The 17,254-nt window shown below is 28.7% G+C and carries 7 protein-coding genes; 6 read left to right on the forward strand and 1 reads right to left on the reverse strand.

Annotated features, from left to right (window positions below; genetic code table 11):
- Positions 1 to 29: 29 nt before the first annotated feature.
- The 3 genes from CUEA01_RS25100 to CUEA01_RS04615 all read left to right on the forward strand — a co-directional run bounded on the left by CUEA01_RS25100 (position 30) and on the right by CUEA01_RS04615 (position 4,139).
- Entirely contained in the window at positions 30 to 2,099 is a 2,070-nt protein-coding gene (locus tag CUEA01_RS25100) for a glutamate ligase domain-containing protein (protein ID WP_329603965.1), read from the forward strand.
- A 184-nt stretch (positions 2,100 to 2,283) separates the two neighbouring features.
- On the forward strand, positions 2,284 to 3,174 hold the full coding sequence (locus CUEA01_RS04610; protein ID WP_234118981.1) for a polysaccharide deacetylase family protein: 891 nt from the start codon (positions 2,284 to 2,286) through the stop codon (positions 3,172 to 3,174).
- Positions 3,175 to 3,305: 131 nt separating this feature from the next.
- Positions 3,306 to 4,139 carry a polysaccharide deacetylase family protein gene (locus tag CUEA01_RS04615; RefSeq protein WP_234118983.1) on the forward strand — a complete coding sequence of 278 codons (834 nt, stop codon included), beginning with the start codon at positions 3,306 to 3,308 and terminating at the stop codon, positions 4,137 to 4,139.
- A 687-nt stretch (positions 4,140 to 4,826) separates the two neighbouring features.
- Here the strand turns inward: CUEA01_RS04615 and CUEA01_RS04620 are convergent.
- On the reverse strand, positions 4,827 to 5,720 hold the full coding sequence (locus CUEA01_RS04620) for a LysR family transcriptional regulator (protein ID WP_234119002.1): 894 nt from the start codon (positions 5,718 to 5,720) through the stop codon (positions 4,827 to 4,829).
- 235 nt (positions 5,721 to 5,955) lie between these two features.
- On the opposite strand from CUEA01_RS04620, the gene CUEA01_RS04625 reads away from it, so the two are divergent.
- The 3 genes from CUEA01_RS04625 to CUEA01_RS04635 all read left to right on the forward strand — a co-directional run bounded on the left by CUEA01_RS04625 (position 5,956) and on the right by CUEA01_RS04635 (position 17,203).
- Positions 5,956 to 7,707 carry an ABC transporter ATP-binding protein gene (locus CUEA01_RS04625; protein WP_234119004.1) on the forward strand — a complete coding sequence of 584 codons (1,752 nt, stop codon included), beginning with the start codon at positions 5,956 to 5,958 and terminating at the stop codon, positions 7,705 to 7,707.
- Positions 7,694 to 9,442 (forward strand): ABC transporter ATP-binding protein, encoded by a 1,749-nt coding sequence (locus tag CUEA01_RS04630; protein WP_234119006.1) that lies wholly within the window; start codon positions 7,694 to 7,696, stop codon positions 9,440 to 9,442. The genes CUEA01_RS04625 and CUEA01_RS04630 overlap by 14 nt, the downstream gene beginning before the upstream one ends.
- A gap of 327 nt (positions 9,443 to 9,769) precedes the next feature.
- A complete protein-coding gene (locus tag CUEA01_RS04635) occupies positions 9,770 to 17,203 on the forward strand; it encodes a non-ribosomal peptide synthetase (protein WP_234119009.1) in 7,434 nt (2,477 codons plus the stop codon).
- The last annotated feature ends 51 nt before the right edge of the window (positions 17,204 to 17,254 follow it).

Raw genomic sequence — 17,254 nt, forward strand, 5'->3', positions numbered from 1 at the left:
TACTATATAATTTTTGGTGGGTGATTTTCTTGAATTATGAAGACACAATGAACTATATACACGGTACTTTAAGATTTGGAAGTATTTTGGGACTTTCAAGAATAGAAAAACTTTTGGAAATACTAGATAATCCTCATAAAAAACTAAAATGTATACATATAGCGGGTACTAATGGTAAAGGATCTACAACAGCTATGATATCGGAAATACTTACAGAAGCAGGATATAAAGTTGGAATGTATACATCGCCTTATATAGAAGAATTCGAAGAAAGAATTCAAATAAATAGACAAAACATACCAAAGGAAAAACTATGTGTAGTTATTGAAAAGGTTAAAGAAGCGGCAGAAAAGGTTAAAGATAGTGGAATAGAGTATCCAACAGAATTCGAAATTGTAACCTGTGCAGCTTTTCTTTATTTTTATATGGAGAAAGTTGATTATGCAGTAATTGAAGTTGGACTTGGTGGGAGATTTGATGCAACAAATGTTATAACTCCAATACTAAGTGTAATAACATCTATAAGCTATGATCATATGAAGATACTTGGTGACACAATTGATAAAATAGCTTACGAAAAATCTGGTATTATTAAGGATAAGGCTCCGGTTATTTTATATCCACAGGTTGAAGATGCTTATGAGGTCATTAAGGAAGTTGCAAAGAATAGAAGCGCAGAACTTATAGAAGTATCAAATGAATGCGCTAAATACATAGGAAATGTGCAAATTAATGGCGAATATTTTCAAAAAATTTCTGTAAAGACATTAAGGAATGAATATAAACTTAATCTATCTTTACTTGGAATACATCAGTTATTAAATTCTGCAGTTGCAATATATGCGGCGGAAAAATTAATGGATTTTGGAATTAATATTAAAGTCACAAATATAGAAAATGCTCTGATGAAGGTAAAGTGGAAGGGAAGGCTTGAAATACTTAAAAGTAGTCCTCTTGTTGTTATTGACGGTGCGCACAACATTGATGGTATAGTTAAACTTAAAAAGAGCATACATACGTATTTTAAGTTTAAAAGAATTATATTAATACTTGGAATACTTGCAGATAAAGAAATTAATAATATGGTTCGGGAAATAGCACCTGAAGCATATAAAATTATAACAGTTTCGCCTAAAAATGATAGAGCTGAAACTTCTGAAGAATTATGCGATATAATTAAGCAATATAATAGTAATTGTGAAAGTGAAGAGGACTACAAAAAAGCTTATGAAAAAGCTGTAAGTTATTATGAAAATGAAGATATGATTTTGGTATGCGGCTCATTATATATGATAGGTTATATGAGAAAAATCATCACATATGAAGAACCTAGAGAAGTTGGTATTATAAAATGGTTTGGTGGATATAATCCTAAAATAAAAAAGTTTAATGATTTTGGATTTATAGTTAGAAAAGATAAAGAGGATTTGTACTTTAATAAGAATCACATTCATTGTAATGTAAGGGAGCTTGTTCAAGGTAGAGCAGTCAGCTTTGAAGAAGGTGTAAACTTCAAAAATGGAAGATTACAAGCAATGAAGGTAAAACTAGCGAAAAATGAAAGTGATATAAATGTATTAAAAAGTTGTATTAAAGAAGAAATGTTTAAAAATATTGATATATATGACAAACTGGAAATGCTATGGAAACTTGATTACAATACTATTGTTAAAGACTGGAATGAATTTAGTCCTGGACTAAAGGTGCTATATTTATATAGGATATGTAAAGAAGATAGAGACTTTTCTATCATTGAAAATATAAATGAAAAGAACAAAATAATAAGAGCTATGTTATTACTTATTTGGGGAAAGTATAATAGTTCGCAAAAAAATATGGCATTTGAAAAAGCGCTTAAACTTATGAATGAATATAAATCCCAAATTATAGATGATAATAATGAGAAAAAAGAAATAATAAACTACATAATACCAAGTGATAAAAAAGGTGTAGTAGATGTTTTAAAGCCTTTGAATGAATGGAGTATACTTGAGTTAATAGAAAGTTGCAACGGTGAATCTATCTTAAGAGAACTTAATAAGGGAGACTTGCCTGTAGTTAAATTAATTTATATGGTGAATTCATATACAAAGATTTAATTTTATCTTATTTTAAGATGCCTTAAGTATGGTTAATATGTCTTATATTAACCATACTTATTTGTGTGTAACTTAATTATGTAATTATATTGTAATAAGTTTGAACATATGTATTATATTGTTATAAAGTAATATACTTATATGTAGGTGTATGCTTATCTAAATTGTATAGAAGGTGAAATTATTGAAAGGTGTAAAAGAGGCATTGTTGGGAAGAAAAGGAATTATAGCTATTATTTTAATTTGTATGAGTGCATTAATTTTTTGGTATGGTTCTTTTGAATTTGGTAAGTACTATAGCAAGAATTCAAGAGTTAATGCAACTAACCCAATTAATAAAATAAAAAAAATCGTAAAAACGAAGGTGAAACCTGAGGAAAAAGATAATGTTGCAAAAGGAATGGAAGTGTACAAGCTTGCAGATGCCAAACCAGGTTTTGTTGAACCGTGGGAAAATCAAAAAAATAGTACAAAAAAAATAGCATATTTAACTATTGATGATGGTCCATCCATTAATACACGTAAGATATTAAATATACTAAAAGAAAATAATATAAATGCAACTTTCTTTTTAATTGGGCAAAATGCCGAAAGGTATCCAGAACTTGTTAAAGAGGAGGTTGCAGAGGGAAATTCTGTTGCTAACCACACATATAGCCATCCTCTAAATTATAAAAGGTATACGCCAGAAGAATTTATAGGTGAAATAGAAAAATGTGATAAGATTTTAAAAAATATATTGGGAGATAAATATATACCTAAATTTATGAGATTCCCAGGTGGCTTATATGAGAATACGCCTAGCCTTAAAAGAACCATGGAGCCTTATAAACAAGCTGTAGAAAATGACGGCTATAGATTTATAAATTGGAATGTACTTACAGGAGATGCGGATAGATATCTTGAACCTGTAAATTATTTGACAAGTAACGTAAAAAAGGAATCATATGGGAAAAATGTTGTCGTTATTTTAATGCATGACGCTGCTGCTAAAACAACTACTGTTCAAGCACTTCCAGAAATAATACAATATTTGAGAAGTCAAGGATATACTTTTGGGGTATTAAAAAAGTGAGACATACATATAATATATGTCTCAGATACTTATTATGTATTTTTAATAGTTTTTTTACTTTGTTATAATATTAATTGTAATAAATATTATAGAAGGTGAAACTATTGACAAAAATAAAAAAAACATTGAAGATGAGAAAGAGAAAAAGTATTTTAATTGCTACTATAGTGGTAATTAGTATATGTGCTATTTGTATATTTGAAAGCAATTATGTTAAGAAGGCTAATGTTAGTGCTTCCAATATTCATATTAAGAAACATAAAAAAGTTGTCATTAAAAAGAATAAAATAAAAAAAGTTGTTATGAGTAGTGTTAATGATTGCAATATAGAAGCTTGTAAGCCTGGGGAAGTTTTCCCGTGGGAACTTCAAAGAAGCAATCCCAATAAAATAGCATATTTAACTTTTGATGATGGTCCATCGATAAATAATACAAAGAAAATATTAAATATTCTTGATCAAAATAATATAAAAGCAACGTTTTTTTTAATAGGTAAAAATGCTGAGAGGTATCCAGAACTTGCAAAATTAGAAGTAGCTGATGGTCAATCTGTTGCTAATCATACTTATAGCCATTTTTTAAATTACAGGGAATCGCCTGAAGCATTTTTAGAAGATACAAATAGATGTGATACAGTATTAAAATCTATACTTGGAGATAAATACATACCTAAATTCATGAGGTTCCCAGGAGGTTCTTGGGGAAATAGGCTAGAACCTTTTAGGGCGGCTGTAGCGGCTGCAGGATATAGATTTGTAAATTGGAATGCCCTTAATGGCGATGCAGAACATCCTTTTGTACCAGTGGATGCATTGATTAACCATGTAGAAAGAGATGTTCAAGGAAAAAATAAAGTATTGATATTAATGCATGATGCTCCAGCTAAAACAACAACTGTACAAGCCCTGCCAGCAATAATACAATATTTGAAATCGCAAGGATTTACTTTTGGAAAACTTGTATAAAAAAATGAGTGGTTGTCGCAATAAGCTTATTTAATACGTAATTTAAAATTATTGCGAACAAAGGTGTAGTGCAAAACAAAATAATAAGTGGGAGTTCTGCATAAAAATGATGTGATTAATAGCATCTTGAAACCTTAAATAAAATTAATAAATCTAAGAGACTAAATCGCAAAATTTTATTTAAATGTTTCTTCAACGCTATTCCTCACATCATTTTTTTATGCAGAGCTCCCACTTATTATTTAAGTTTTTGTACTACACCATTGTTTGGGTAAGTTTTTAATATCTATTTAAACTAGTTCAACTGCCAAAAGTTCCTGCATCTAAACTTTGTAATACGAACTTATTTAAACATTGGAAATAAAGGTGTGGTACAAGTATCAAAATAACAAGGGACAGGTGCATTAAAAAAATGATGTGGTATACGAGTGTCGAAGAAATATTTAAAATAAAGTTGTATAAACCTTAGTGGGGAATTTTTTGAAAACTTTAGAACTTTCAATTGTTTGAGCTTCTTCTCAGCGAGTTATTGAAAGTTCTTAAGTTTTCAGAAAATTTGCCACTTAGATTTATTAATTTTATTTAAGATTTCGAGATACTCGTATACCACATTATTTTTAATGTACCTGTCCCTTGTTATTTGGTTTTGCACTACACCTTTGTTCACAATATTTAAAACATAGCCTTTTATTTAAATAATTCCTCATTTAAAATATAGTCCTTTGAAAAAGTGTCTAAAAAATTTTTGGCAGCAGAAGAGATATATCCATTTTTAATCCATATTGCAGCTATTTGAGTTGATAGGGCTTTATTATCAATTTCTTTATAAATTAAATCGGAAGCTCCTATAAGTTTTAATGAAGATTTTGGAACAATGGCTATTCCAAGTCCAGCATTTGCCCACAGCAGCGAAGTTCTTGCATCTTCATTTTTGCAAAATATATTTGGTTCAAAGTCGGCATTTTGACATGCTTCATATATGAGTTTTTCAAATCTTTTATAAAAAATCAAAGGCTTGTCTGCTAATTCTTTAATATTAATAATTTTATTATCAGTCCAATTTAAATCTTTAATCATTGCTGCAACCATAGGTTCTTTGGGTAAGTAAATACAGTTTATAGCTGTTGGATTAAATGGAGTTCTAACTATTCCTATTTCAATGATACCCTTATTTAATAAATCCAGTAATTCATATGTATTTCCTTCACGTATTTCAAAGTTTATGAAGGGATATTTGTTATGAAAGGTATTAAGCCTACTAGTTAAAAGGGCGGCTCCTGAAGAAGAAACTGTTCCTATAGAAAGTGTTCCGTGGGTTCCATTTTTAAAATCCTTTAATTCACTTATAGTAGTTTCGGTCAAACTTAGTATTTGTTTTGCTCGGTTATAGAGCATAAGCCCGGCATCTGTTAATTTTATGCTGCGACTTCCTCTTTCAGCAAGCTTTACACCTAGTTCATTTTCAAGGCTTTTTAACTGATAGCTTAAAGGTGGCTGTGCAATGTGAAGTTTTTTTGCAGCATTAGTTATTTGGCCTTCTTCCGCTATTGTGTAAAAATACTTTAATTGTTTAATATCCATAAGGTCTCCTTCTAGAGATAAACCACTTGAAACTTCAAAATTAATTTGTATCAAAATGACGTTTTCTTGGCATTATGATGCAAATTGATTTTGGTAGTTGAAATGGTATATCTATATAAAAAAAGTATATAAGCTATATATATTATGTATTTTTAATATACATTTGTCTTTGTTATAATAATAAATGAAATTAGAAATATATTCAACAAAAATCGCATTTTGAGGAGGTTACAATTTGGTTAAATTAGTACTAAGATTTGTAAAACCATATAAGAAACAAGTTATTTTAGCACCGATATTTAAATTATTTGAGGCAATATTTGAAATATTGTTGCCTACAATTATGATTTTAATTGTGGACAAGGGAATAAAAATTAGAAGTACATCTTACATATTAGAAATAGGTGGAATAATGCTTCTTATAGCGACACTAGGGGTTGCTTCAGCATTTACTTGTCAGTATTTTTCATCTATAGCATCTCAAGGTTTTGGAACAATTTTGAGAAGGGAGTTATTTAAAAAGATAGGTACTTTATCATATAATGAAATAGATGAATATGGAACGGCTTCACTTATTAATCGTGTTACAAACGATGTAAATCAGCTGCAACTAGCCTTAGCTATGTTTATGAGACTTGCTATAAGAGTGCCTTTTTTATGCATAGGCGGAGTTACAATGGCATTATTTCTTGATGTAAAACTTGCAATAATATTGATTGTATCTATACCTATATTTGCAATTGTTTTATACTTAATTATGTCAAGGACACTTCCACTTTACAAAACTGTTCAAAAAAGGTTGGATAAATTAGCATTAATACTTAGAGAAAATTTATCTGGAATAAGGGTTATAAGAGCATTTTCAATGGTACAATATGAAAAAGAAAGATTTCAAAAATCAAATGAAATTCAAACAAATACTTCAGTTCGTGTAGGAAAAATATCAGCATTAATGAATCCAATTACTAGTGTGATAATGAATTTTTCTATTTTATTTATATTATGGTTTGGAGCTATTAGAGTAAATAATGGTTTACTTACAAATGGAAAAATAATTGCATTTATAAATTATACCAACTCAGTTTTATCTGCACTTATTATTGTTGCAAATCTTATTGTTACCTTTACAAAAGCTTCTGCAAGTGGTGTACGTGTAAATGAAATTTTTGATACAAAATCAAGCATAGAATACAATGAAAATTTAGCGGTAGATAACATATCAAAACAAAAAACAGCTTTAATAAAATTTGAAAATGTATCTTTTGCATATAAAAATGCTAAGAAGAGCTCCATATCTAATTTTTCTTTTGAAATAGAAAAGGGGGAAACTGTTGGAATAATAGGTAGTACCGGTTCTGGAAAAACAACTCTTATAAATTTAATTCCAAGACTATATGATGCAACTGAAGGAAAAGTATTAATAAATGGAATTGATGTTAGAGAATATCCTAAAGAAGAAATAGGAAATAAAATAGGTGTAGTACCACAAAAGTCAATTTTGTTTTCTGGAACAATTGCAGAAAATATAAGATGGGGAAAAGAAGATGCAACTATGGAAGAAGTTAAATGGGCAGCTAACATAGCGAAAGCATCAGAATTTATAGAGAGATTTCCAACAAAATATGATACAAAAATTTCTCAAGGCGGTGTAAATGTATCAGGAGGACAAAAGCAAAGACTTGCTATAGCAAGAGCACTTGTACGTAAACCAGAAATACTAATTATGGATGATAGCTTAAGTGCCTTGGATTATGCTACTGATGCTGCACTTAGGTCAGATCTTAAGAGAAGTACAAAAGGAATGACAGTTATTATGGTAAGCCAAAGAATAAGTACAATTAAGGCATCAGATAAAATAATAGTTTTAGATAATGGAAAAATTTCAGGAATCGGAAACCACAGAGAATTGATGAGAAGCTGCAATGTATATAAGGAAATTTATAATTCTCAGCTTTCAAAGGAGAGTGATCGCGATGAAGAAGAATAGTTTTTTTAGATTAGTAAAATATATTGGAAAGTATAAATTATACTTAGTCGTGTCACTTATTTGTGCACTTATCAGTAATGTACTCGCAGCTTTTATGCCTTTTATTGTAGGAAAGGGCATAAATAAGATTGTTGGAGAAGGTAAAGTTGAATTTGGTACTTTATCAAAAATAATAATGATTTTAGCCGTTGTATATGTTATTAGTTCATTGTTTACTTGGATATTCACAGTTATAGCAAATATCATAGCCTTTGGAACTGTTAAGGACATAAGAAATGAAGCGTTTGAAAAAATTAGTACTCTTCCACTTAGCTATTTTGATAGAAATCCCCATGGAGATATAATGAGTAGGCTTACAAATGACATAGATGCTATTTCAGATGGTTTATTTCAAGGAATAACTCAATTTTTCCCTGGAATTGTAACTATAGTAAGTTCACTTGTTTTAATGTTTACTTTAAGTATAAAAATAACTTTAGTTATAGTTGTTATGACACCTTTATGCTTTTTAATTGCTTCTTTTATAACAAAGAGATCAAATAAAATGTTTAAGGAACAGCAAAGAACTGTAGGAGAATTAAATGGATATGCTGAGGAGATTATTGGAAGTCAGAAGGTAGTAAAGGTATTTGGATATGAAAAACGTGCTGAAGAAAAATTTAACGAGATTAATTCAAGGCTTTATAAATGTGGACAACAAGCACAATTTTATTCATCTTTAACAAATCCAGCAACTAGATACGTAAATAATGTTACCTTTGCTTTAGTTGGTGTTGTTGGAGGCTTACTTTCAGTTTTGACTGGACTTAGTGTAGGTACAATATCAAGTTTTTTGACATATGCAACTCAATTTTCGCAGCCAATAAATAACGTAACTAGTGTGGCAACCCAGCTTCAGGCTGCAATTGCATCTGCTGAAAGAGTATTTGCAATAATAGATGAAACTCCAGAACTAGAAGATATTGATAAAACAAAAGAAATCACTAATTGTGAAGGAAATATAAGCTTTCATGATGTATCTTTCTCATATGTAAAAGAGGTACCACTAATTAATAACTTTAATGCAGACATAAAAAAAGGAAGTACTATTGCTATTGTTGGACCTACAGGTGCAGGTAAAACTACTATGGTAAATTTACTTATGAGATTTTACGATATAACTAATGGTAAGATATTAATTGATGGTACTAATATATATGAAATTAAAAGGGAGAATCTTAGAGGTTTATTTGGAATGGTACTTCAAGATACCTGGCTCTTTGAAGGTACCATAAGAGAAAACATAGCTTATGGAAAGTTAGATGCTACGCAGGAAGAAATTGAAACTGCAGCAAAAGAAGCCTATATTGACAGCTATATTGAAAAGCTACCAGATGGCTATGATACAGTTATTACAGAATCAGGTGCAAATCTTTCAGAAGGTCAAAAGCAGTTACTCACTATAGCAAGAGTTATGCTTATAAAGCCTCCAATGCTAATACTTGATGAGGCAACCAGCAGTGTTGATACTAGAACAGAAGCAAAAATACAAAGTGCATTTTTATCGATTATGAAAGGTAGAACAAGCTTTGTTATAGCTCACAGGCTTTCAACTATACGTGACGCTGATGTAATCTTAGTAATGAACAATGGAGAAATTGTTGAAAGAGGAAATCATGAGGAACTCTTAAATAAAGGTGGGGTTTATGCTAAGCTTTATGAAAGCCAATTTAAGAATTCGGAAGAAGCAGTTTAATTTTATACACAAATTTTAAACATTGCGAACTAAGTGTAGTGCAAAATAGTATTGAGCAGTTGCATTAAAAATAAAGTGGTATATGAGTAGCTCGAAATTTTAAATACTCGTATACCGCTTTATTTTTTATACATCAGTTGAAAAAATTTATTCATAATTAAACTTAATTAGATTACTAAAATTCATAATATAATTTCTTATATTTAACATAATAACTTAGGCTACTTCTTATGAAAAGTAAAAATAAGTCATTTGTGTTAACTATATTACAAATCAATCTTGTTTGAAACAAAAAAGTTGACGTGATAATATTATGATGAAAGTAATTTGAGAAAGAAGGCAATTATGGTGTTAAATGACATTAAGGATTTAAAACAAGTAGATAAATGTGAACTTACTGAATATCAAAAAAATATTTGGTTAGAACAAAAAGTGCATCCAGATAGTTCATTATTTAATATTGGTGGTTATATGAAAATAAGTGGTGAAATAAAGTTAGATATTTTAGAAAAAGCAGTTAATTTTTTAATAAAAGAAGCAGACGCCTTAAGAACAATAATAGATGATACTAGTGAAGAGCCTATTCAGAAATATATAGTAAATATTGATTATAAACTTCCATTTCATGATTTCTCAAACCAAAGCAATTCCATAGAATATTCTCTTAAATGGTTGCAACGAGAGATGACAAAACCCTTCAAAGAAAACGATATCCTTTTTCAATTTCAATTAATAAAAGTCAATAAAAATTTATATTATTGGTTCACAAAGTTTCATCATATCATTACAGACGGATGGTCAATTTCCCTTATTCATAAAAGGATAATTGAAATCTACAATAAACTTTTAGCTGGAGAAATAGAAATTGAAAAAAAATTATACCATTACAAAGACTTTGTTTTTAAAAATAAGGAATATTTGAGTTCCAAAGCTTGTAAAAGAGATGAAATATTTTGGAATAAAAAATTAGAAAGTTTGCCAGAAAGTATTATGCCTAAGAAACTAAAGGGTAATTTGGTTAGTTCTAAGAAGACTTTGATTATAAAACGTTCCATTTATGATAAAATAGAAAAGTTTAGCAAGGAAAATGGTTGTTCTGCGTTTCACTTTATTTTAGGAACAGTATTTATATATTTTTCAAAAGTTTATGGAAAAGATGAATTTGCAATTGGAGTACCTGTTTTAAATAGAAAAGATGATAAGGAAAAAGCTACTGTAGGAATTTTTTCAAATGTTTTGCCATTTGAAGTGAAAATTGACCAAAGATTAAATTTTGTGGAATTTATGGTTAAGATGAAGAAAGAATTAGTAGAATGCTATGAGTATGAAAGATTTCCTTTAAAATGTTCGGTTAGAAAAAGTGACAATGGAAGAAAATATGAAAAAAGTTTATTTGATATAGCGTTTTCATACTTAAAACATGATTATTCATATCAGTTTTCAAATTGTAAGACTGAATATAAATTACTTACACACCAATGTGAAAAAAATGCTTTGACAATTTTTGTGAGCGATTTTAAAGGTGAAGAGGCTGTAAATATAGATTTCGATTATCAAATTGATATGTTTGATAAAAATTTTCCTATTGAAAATGTAATTGCGGATTTTGAACATTTATTATATGAAACTATTGAAAATCCATATAAAGCTCTTTTAAAAATAAGTATATTAACAAAAGTTGAAATGAAAAAGATTATGTATGAGTTTAATAACACTAAAATGGAATATCCAAGAAATAAAACAATAGTTAAGTTGTTTGAGGAGCAGGTAGAAAAAACACCTCAAAATACAGCTGTTGTATTTAAAAGTTCTAGTATAACTTATGAGGAATTAAATAATAAGGCAAATAAACTTGCACGAGTATTGAGAAAAAAAGGTATAGGAGCGGAGAATATTGTAGGCATAATGGTTGAAAAATCTATAGAACTTATAGTAGGTATGATGGCAATATTAAAGTCTGGAGGAGCTTACTTACCAATAGATCCTAATTACCCTAAAAGGAGAATTGAATATATATTAGAAGATAGCAAAGCTAAAATATTAATTAGTAAGGGTAACTTAGCAGCTGAAATAAAGTTTTCCGGTGTAATGCTTGATTTAAAAGGTGACGAGTTTTATAAAGAAGATTCATCAAATCTTAATAATATAACTACTTCAAATAATCTTGCATATGTAATATATACCTCAGGAACAACAGGTGTTCCAAAAGGAGTATTAATTGAACATAGAGCTCTAGTTAACATGGTTTTTTGGCATAAAAATTATTATTCAGTTACCTCAAAGGATAGAGCATCAATGTATGCATCTAATAGTTTTGATGCTTCAATTGGTGAAACTTTTCCATATTTATTATCAGGAGCAACTTTATATATAATACCTGACAGCATTAGGTTAGATCTGATTAAACTAAATAAATATTATGAGGAAAATTGCATAACTAATAGCTTCTTACCTACACAGTTTTGCGAAATGTTTATGAAACTAAAAAATAATTCACTTAAACATCTTATGACAGGTGGAGAAAAACTAAAATCTTTTTTTAAGAATAATTACAGCACGACAAATTGCTATGGACCTACAGAGACAACAGTTTTGGTAGCGGCATTTACTGTTGATGATGAATATGAGAATATTCCAATTGGAAAACCAATAGCAAATACAAAAATATATATTGTTGATAAATATAATAATTTGCAGCCTATAGGGGTAACAGGGGAAATTTGCATTTCTGGAGATGGACTTGCAAGAGGCTATTTAAATAGATTAGAGCTTACAAGAGAAAAATTTGTGGAAAGCCCTTTTGAAGATGGAAAAAGAATGTATAAGACAGGAGATTTAGCTAGATGGCTGCCCAATGGAAATATAGAATATATAGGAAGAATAGATAATCAGGTAAAGATAAGAGGGTTTAGAATAGAATTAGGTGAAATAGAAACTCAAATTTTAAAATTAGATAAAGTGAAGGAAGCAGCAGTATTAGCAAGGCAGGATGAAAACGGAAATAAATATGTATGTGCATATGTAGTTATAGAAGATAAGTTTCATATTAAAGACTTAAAAGAAGAATTAGCGGACAAGCTGCCAGATTACATGCTTCCAACATATTTTATACAAATGGAACAAATGCCACTAACGACAAATGGGAAGATAAATAAAAAACTGCTTCCAAAACCTGAGAATAGTATAAGTACAGAAATAAAATATGAAGCGCCAAGAAATGATGTTGAAAAAGAATTATTTAAACTTTGGAAAAGCCTATTAAATGTAAATAAAATAGGAATAAATGATGATTTCTTTAAACATGGAGGAGATTCATTAAAGGTTGCCGCCCTTAAATATAGAATAAACAAACAGTTTAATATAGACATACCATTAAAGTATATGTTTAAAAATTCAACTATAAAGAGTCTTTATGAATATATTAGCAATGCTAAGAAAAATATATATACACCAATTAAAGCTATAGAAAAAAAGGAATATTATCCTGTTTCTTCCGCTCAAAAGAGAATGTACCTTGTAAGTCAATTTAATAATGTTGGAGTGACATATAATATTCCAATGCTATGGGAAGTTAAAGGAAAGCTAGATTTAAATAAACTTGAAAAGGTTTTAAAGGAAATTATAAAAAGGCATGATTCTTTTAGAACATATTTTGCACTGATAGATGGAGAACCGGTACAAAAAATATATGAGCAAGTAGAATTTAAAATTGCCTATAAAAATGCTAAAGAAGACGAAGTACAAGCTATAGCAAATGAATTTATAAAGCCTTTTGAACTTAATAAAGCACCACTTTTAAGAGGTGGGGTTATAAAAATTTCTGATGAAAGGCAAATATTAATACTAGATACTCATCATATAATATTTGATGGAATGTCAATGGGGGTTTTTGAAAAAGAATTTAGTACCCTATATTTGGATGGAAAATTACAAGCTTTAAATATACATTATAAGGATTTTTCTGAGTGGCAAAGAAACTTAATGAAAACTGAAGTTATTCAAGAACAAAAGAAATATTGGCTTAGCAAATTTAAAGAAGAAATACCTGTACTTAATTTACAAACAGATTATAAAAGATTAAATTGTAAAAGCTTTGAGGGAAACAACGTAAGGTTTAAAATAGAAAAACAATTAACCGAGAAATTAACTAAAGTTATAAAGGATAATGGAGTAACTTTATATATGCTTCTATTTGCAGCTTATAATGTTTTATTATTTAGATATACAGGGCAAGAGGATATAATTGTTGGAACGCCAGTAGCAGGTAGAACACATCCTGATTTAAAGAACCTTATGGGAATGTTTGTTAATACTGTTGCAATGAGAAATTATCCTAAAGGAGAAAAAACTTTTAAAGAATTTTTATTTGAAATTAGAGAAACTGCCTTAGGTGCATTTGAAAATGAGGAGTATCAATTTGAAGAATTGGTAAGTAATTTAAACATACCTAGAGATAATGCTAGAAATCCATTGTTTGATGTAGTGTTTGTTTTGGAAAATATGAATATCGAAGGTGTAAAGGTAGAAGGATTAGAGTTTAAACCATATGCTTTTGAAACAAAAACGTCAAAATTTGATTTTAGTTTGATTGCAAAAAAGGAAGAAGGAGAAATAAAATTTAATTTTGAATATTGTACAAAACTTTTTAAAAAGGAAACTATAGAGAGACTAGCAGAGCATTATGTAAACATATTAAAAGCAATTGCAGAAAATCTTGAAGTAAAGCTATCAGAAGTAAATATAATTTCTGAATATGAAAAAAGGCAGCTATTAATAGATTTTAATAACGCAAAAGAAGAATATCCAAGACTTAAAACAATAGTTGATTTATTTGAGGAACAGGTAAAAAGAACTCCACAAAATACAGTAGTTGTATATAGAAATAATAGTATAACTTATGAAGAATTAAATGAAAAGTCAAATAAACTTGCTAGGATACTAAGAGAAAAAGGTGTAAAAGCAGATGATATAGTTGGTATAATGATGGAAAAGTCCATTGAACTAATAATAGGTATTGTTGCAATATTAAAATCGGGTGGAGCATATTTGCCTGTAGATCCAAATTATCCTGAGGAAAGAATTAAATACATGCTTGAAGATAGCGGAACAAGTATATTACTTACAAAAGATTATTTAAAGAGTAAAGTTAAATTTAAAGGTACAGAAATTAATTTAGAAGATGGAGACTTATTTGTCGGTGATGGAAGTAATTTAAAAAGAATAAGTACTCCTAAAAATTTGGCGTATGTAATATATACCTCAGGAACAACTGGAAAACCTAAAGGCGTATTAATTGAGCACGAATCATTAGTAAATGTAGCTTTATGGCATAATAAATATCATTTAGTTACTTCAAGTGACAGGGCAGCAATGTATGCATCTAACAGTTTTGATGCTTCTGTTGAAGAAATTTTTCCATATTTAATTTCTGGAGCTGCTTTATATATAATACCAGAAGAAATTAGATTAGAGCTTATTAGGTTGAATGAATATTATGAAAAAAATAAAATAACTATTGGATTTTTACCTACACAATTTTGTGAGTTGTTTATGAAATTGGGAAATAAGTCTCTTAGAAGAATTATAGTAGCTGGAGATAAATTAAAATGTTTTATTAAAAATAAATATGAAATAATAAATTGCTATGGGCCTACTGAATGTACAGTTTTAGCAACTGCATTTGAGGTAAAGAAGGAGTATTGTAATATACCAATAGGCAAACCAATAGCAAATGCAAAATTATATGTTTTAGATAACAATAATAATTTACAGCCAATAGGTGTTGCAGGTGAATTATGTATTTCAGGAATTGGGCTTGCAAGAGGATATTTAAATAAACCAGAACTTACGAGAGAAAAGTTTGTAGATAATCCCTTTGCGATAGGAAAAAGAATGTACAAAACAGGAGATTTAGTAAGATGGCTGCCAGATGGAAATATTGAATATATAGGCAGAAAGGATAATCAAGTAAAGGTAAGAGGCTTTAGAATAGAGCTTGGAGAAATAGAAACTCAGCTTCTTAAGTTAAAAGAAGTGAAGGAAGCAGCAGTAGTAGCAAGAGAAGATGTAAATGGAAATAAGTGTATATGTGCATATGTGGTTAAGAATAAAGTATTTAGTGTTAAAGAATTGAAGCAAGAACTATTGAAAAGCTTGCCAGATTATATGATACCAGCATATTTTGTAGAAATAGAAAAAATGCCGCTAACTTCAAATGAAAAGATAAATAGAAAAGCACTTCCACCAATAGATATGAAGCAAATAGCAAGAGAAGAATACGAGGCACCAAGAAGTGATATTGAAAAAAGTTTAGTTGAAGTATGGCAACTTGTACTTGGAGTTGAAAAAATAGGAATAAATGATGATTTCTTTGATTTAGGCGGTGATTCAATTAAAGCAATTAAAATAGTGTCTAAATTAATTATTGATTTTGAAATAACAATTAATGATATATTTGAAAATAAAACTGTGGCAAGCTTAGCTAAAAAATTAAAATTTAATAAAAATAATTTAAAACATAAAATAGATTTCTTAAAAGAAGCAGCATTAACTAAGGATTTAGATAATGAAAAAATTTGTTATGGCATGAATCAATATAAAATTTTAAATAGGTTATATGATGAAATTAATGTAAAAAAAGAAATAAAATATAATAAAATACTTTTAACAGGGGCAACAGGTTATTTAGGAATTCATATATTGCGTGAATTATTGAAGCAAGATGACAAGATTATTTATTTAATTGTAAGGGGAAATAGTAAAGAAGAAGCAAAGGAAAGGTTAATAAAAAATTATGAATTTTATTTTAAAGAAAATATATGTGAGCAGCATTTAAAAAATATTAAAATTTTAAATGGTGATTTGACCGTTGAAAAGTTCGGCTTAGAAAAAGAGGTTTATGAGACTTTAGCTAGAGAGGTGGAATGTATTATTAATTCTGCTGCTAATGTAAAGCACTATGGTAAATATAAAGAATTTTATGATATAAATGTACTAGGTGTTAAGAGGATAATAGAATTTGCAGGCTATATTCGTAATAAAGCTCTAAACCATATTTCAACTATTAGTATTGGTTTAGGCAAGAGCGAAAATGAGAATTTGTTATTCAGCGAATATGATAATATAGTGAATGATAATATCGAAAATTATTATTTGAAAACCAAGGTAATGGCAGAAAAACTTATATTACAGGCAAGAAATAATAAAATTAATACTAATATATTTAGAGTTGGAAATATTGTGTTTAATTCTGAAACAGGAATTTTTCAAAAGAATATAGGTGAAAATGGATTTTATGAAATGGTGAAGTCATATATAAAATTAGGAAGAATGCCTAAGATGGATTTTAAAATTGATTTTTCATTTGTTGATTATGTAAGTAAGGCCATTACTTTATTATATAATAGGTGTGAATTAAATAATGAAATATATCACATATTTAATCCTAATTATGTAGATTTAATTTTAATGGATAAGCTACTTAGAAAGCTAAATATGGATATTAAATTAGTTCCTTTTGAGGATTTTTTAGATTATATATATTATAATTATAATAAAGCTGAGTTAAGAGGGTATATTGATAATTTTTTAGTACATTCACAAATGTTGGAAGGAAGCCTGAAGGTGGAAAATCATTCAGTTATAAATGTATGTGAAAAAACAGAAAAAATACTTTCGAAATTAGGATTTCAGTGGCCAGAATTGAATTTAAAATCTATGAATAAAATGATAGAACACTGCAAGAAAGTTAATTTTATATAAGTAATGAGATAAATCTTAAAAAATGCAAACCCTTATTCAGAGTACAACTGA

This window comes from Clostridium hydrogenum (assembly GCF_021432385.1).
GTDB classification, from domain to species: Bacteria; Bacillota; Clostridia; order Clostridiales; family Clostridiaceae; genus Clostridium_S; species Clostridium_S hydrogenum.

Coding starts and splice junctions, on each gene's coding strand:
- CUEA01_RS04630 (WP_234119006.1), top strand. CDS start 7,694: ATGAAGAAGAATAGTTTTTTTAGATTAGTAAAATATATTGGAAAGTAT.
- CUEA01_RS04620 (WP_234119002.1), bottom strand. CDS start 5,720: ATGGATATTAAACAATTAAAGTATTTTTACACAATAGCGGAAGAAGGC.
- CUEA01_RS04615 (WP_234118983.1), top strand. CDS start 3,306: ATGAGAAAGAGAAAAAGTATTTTAATTGCTACTATAGTGGTAATTAGT.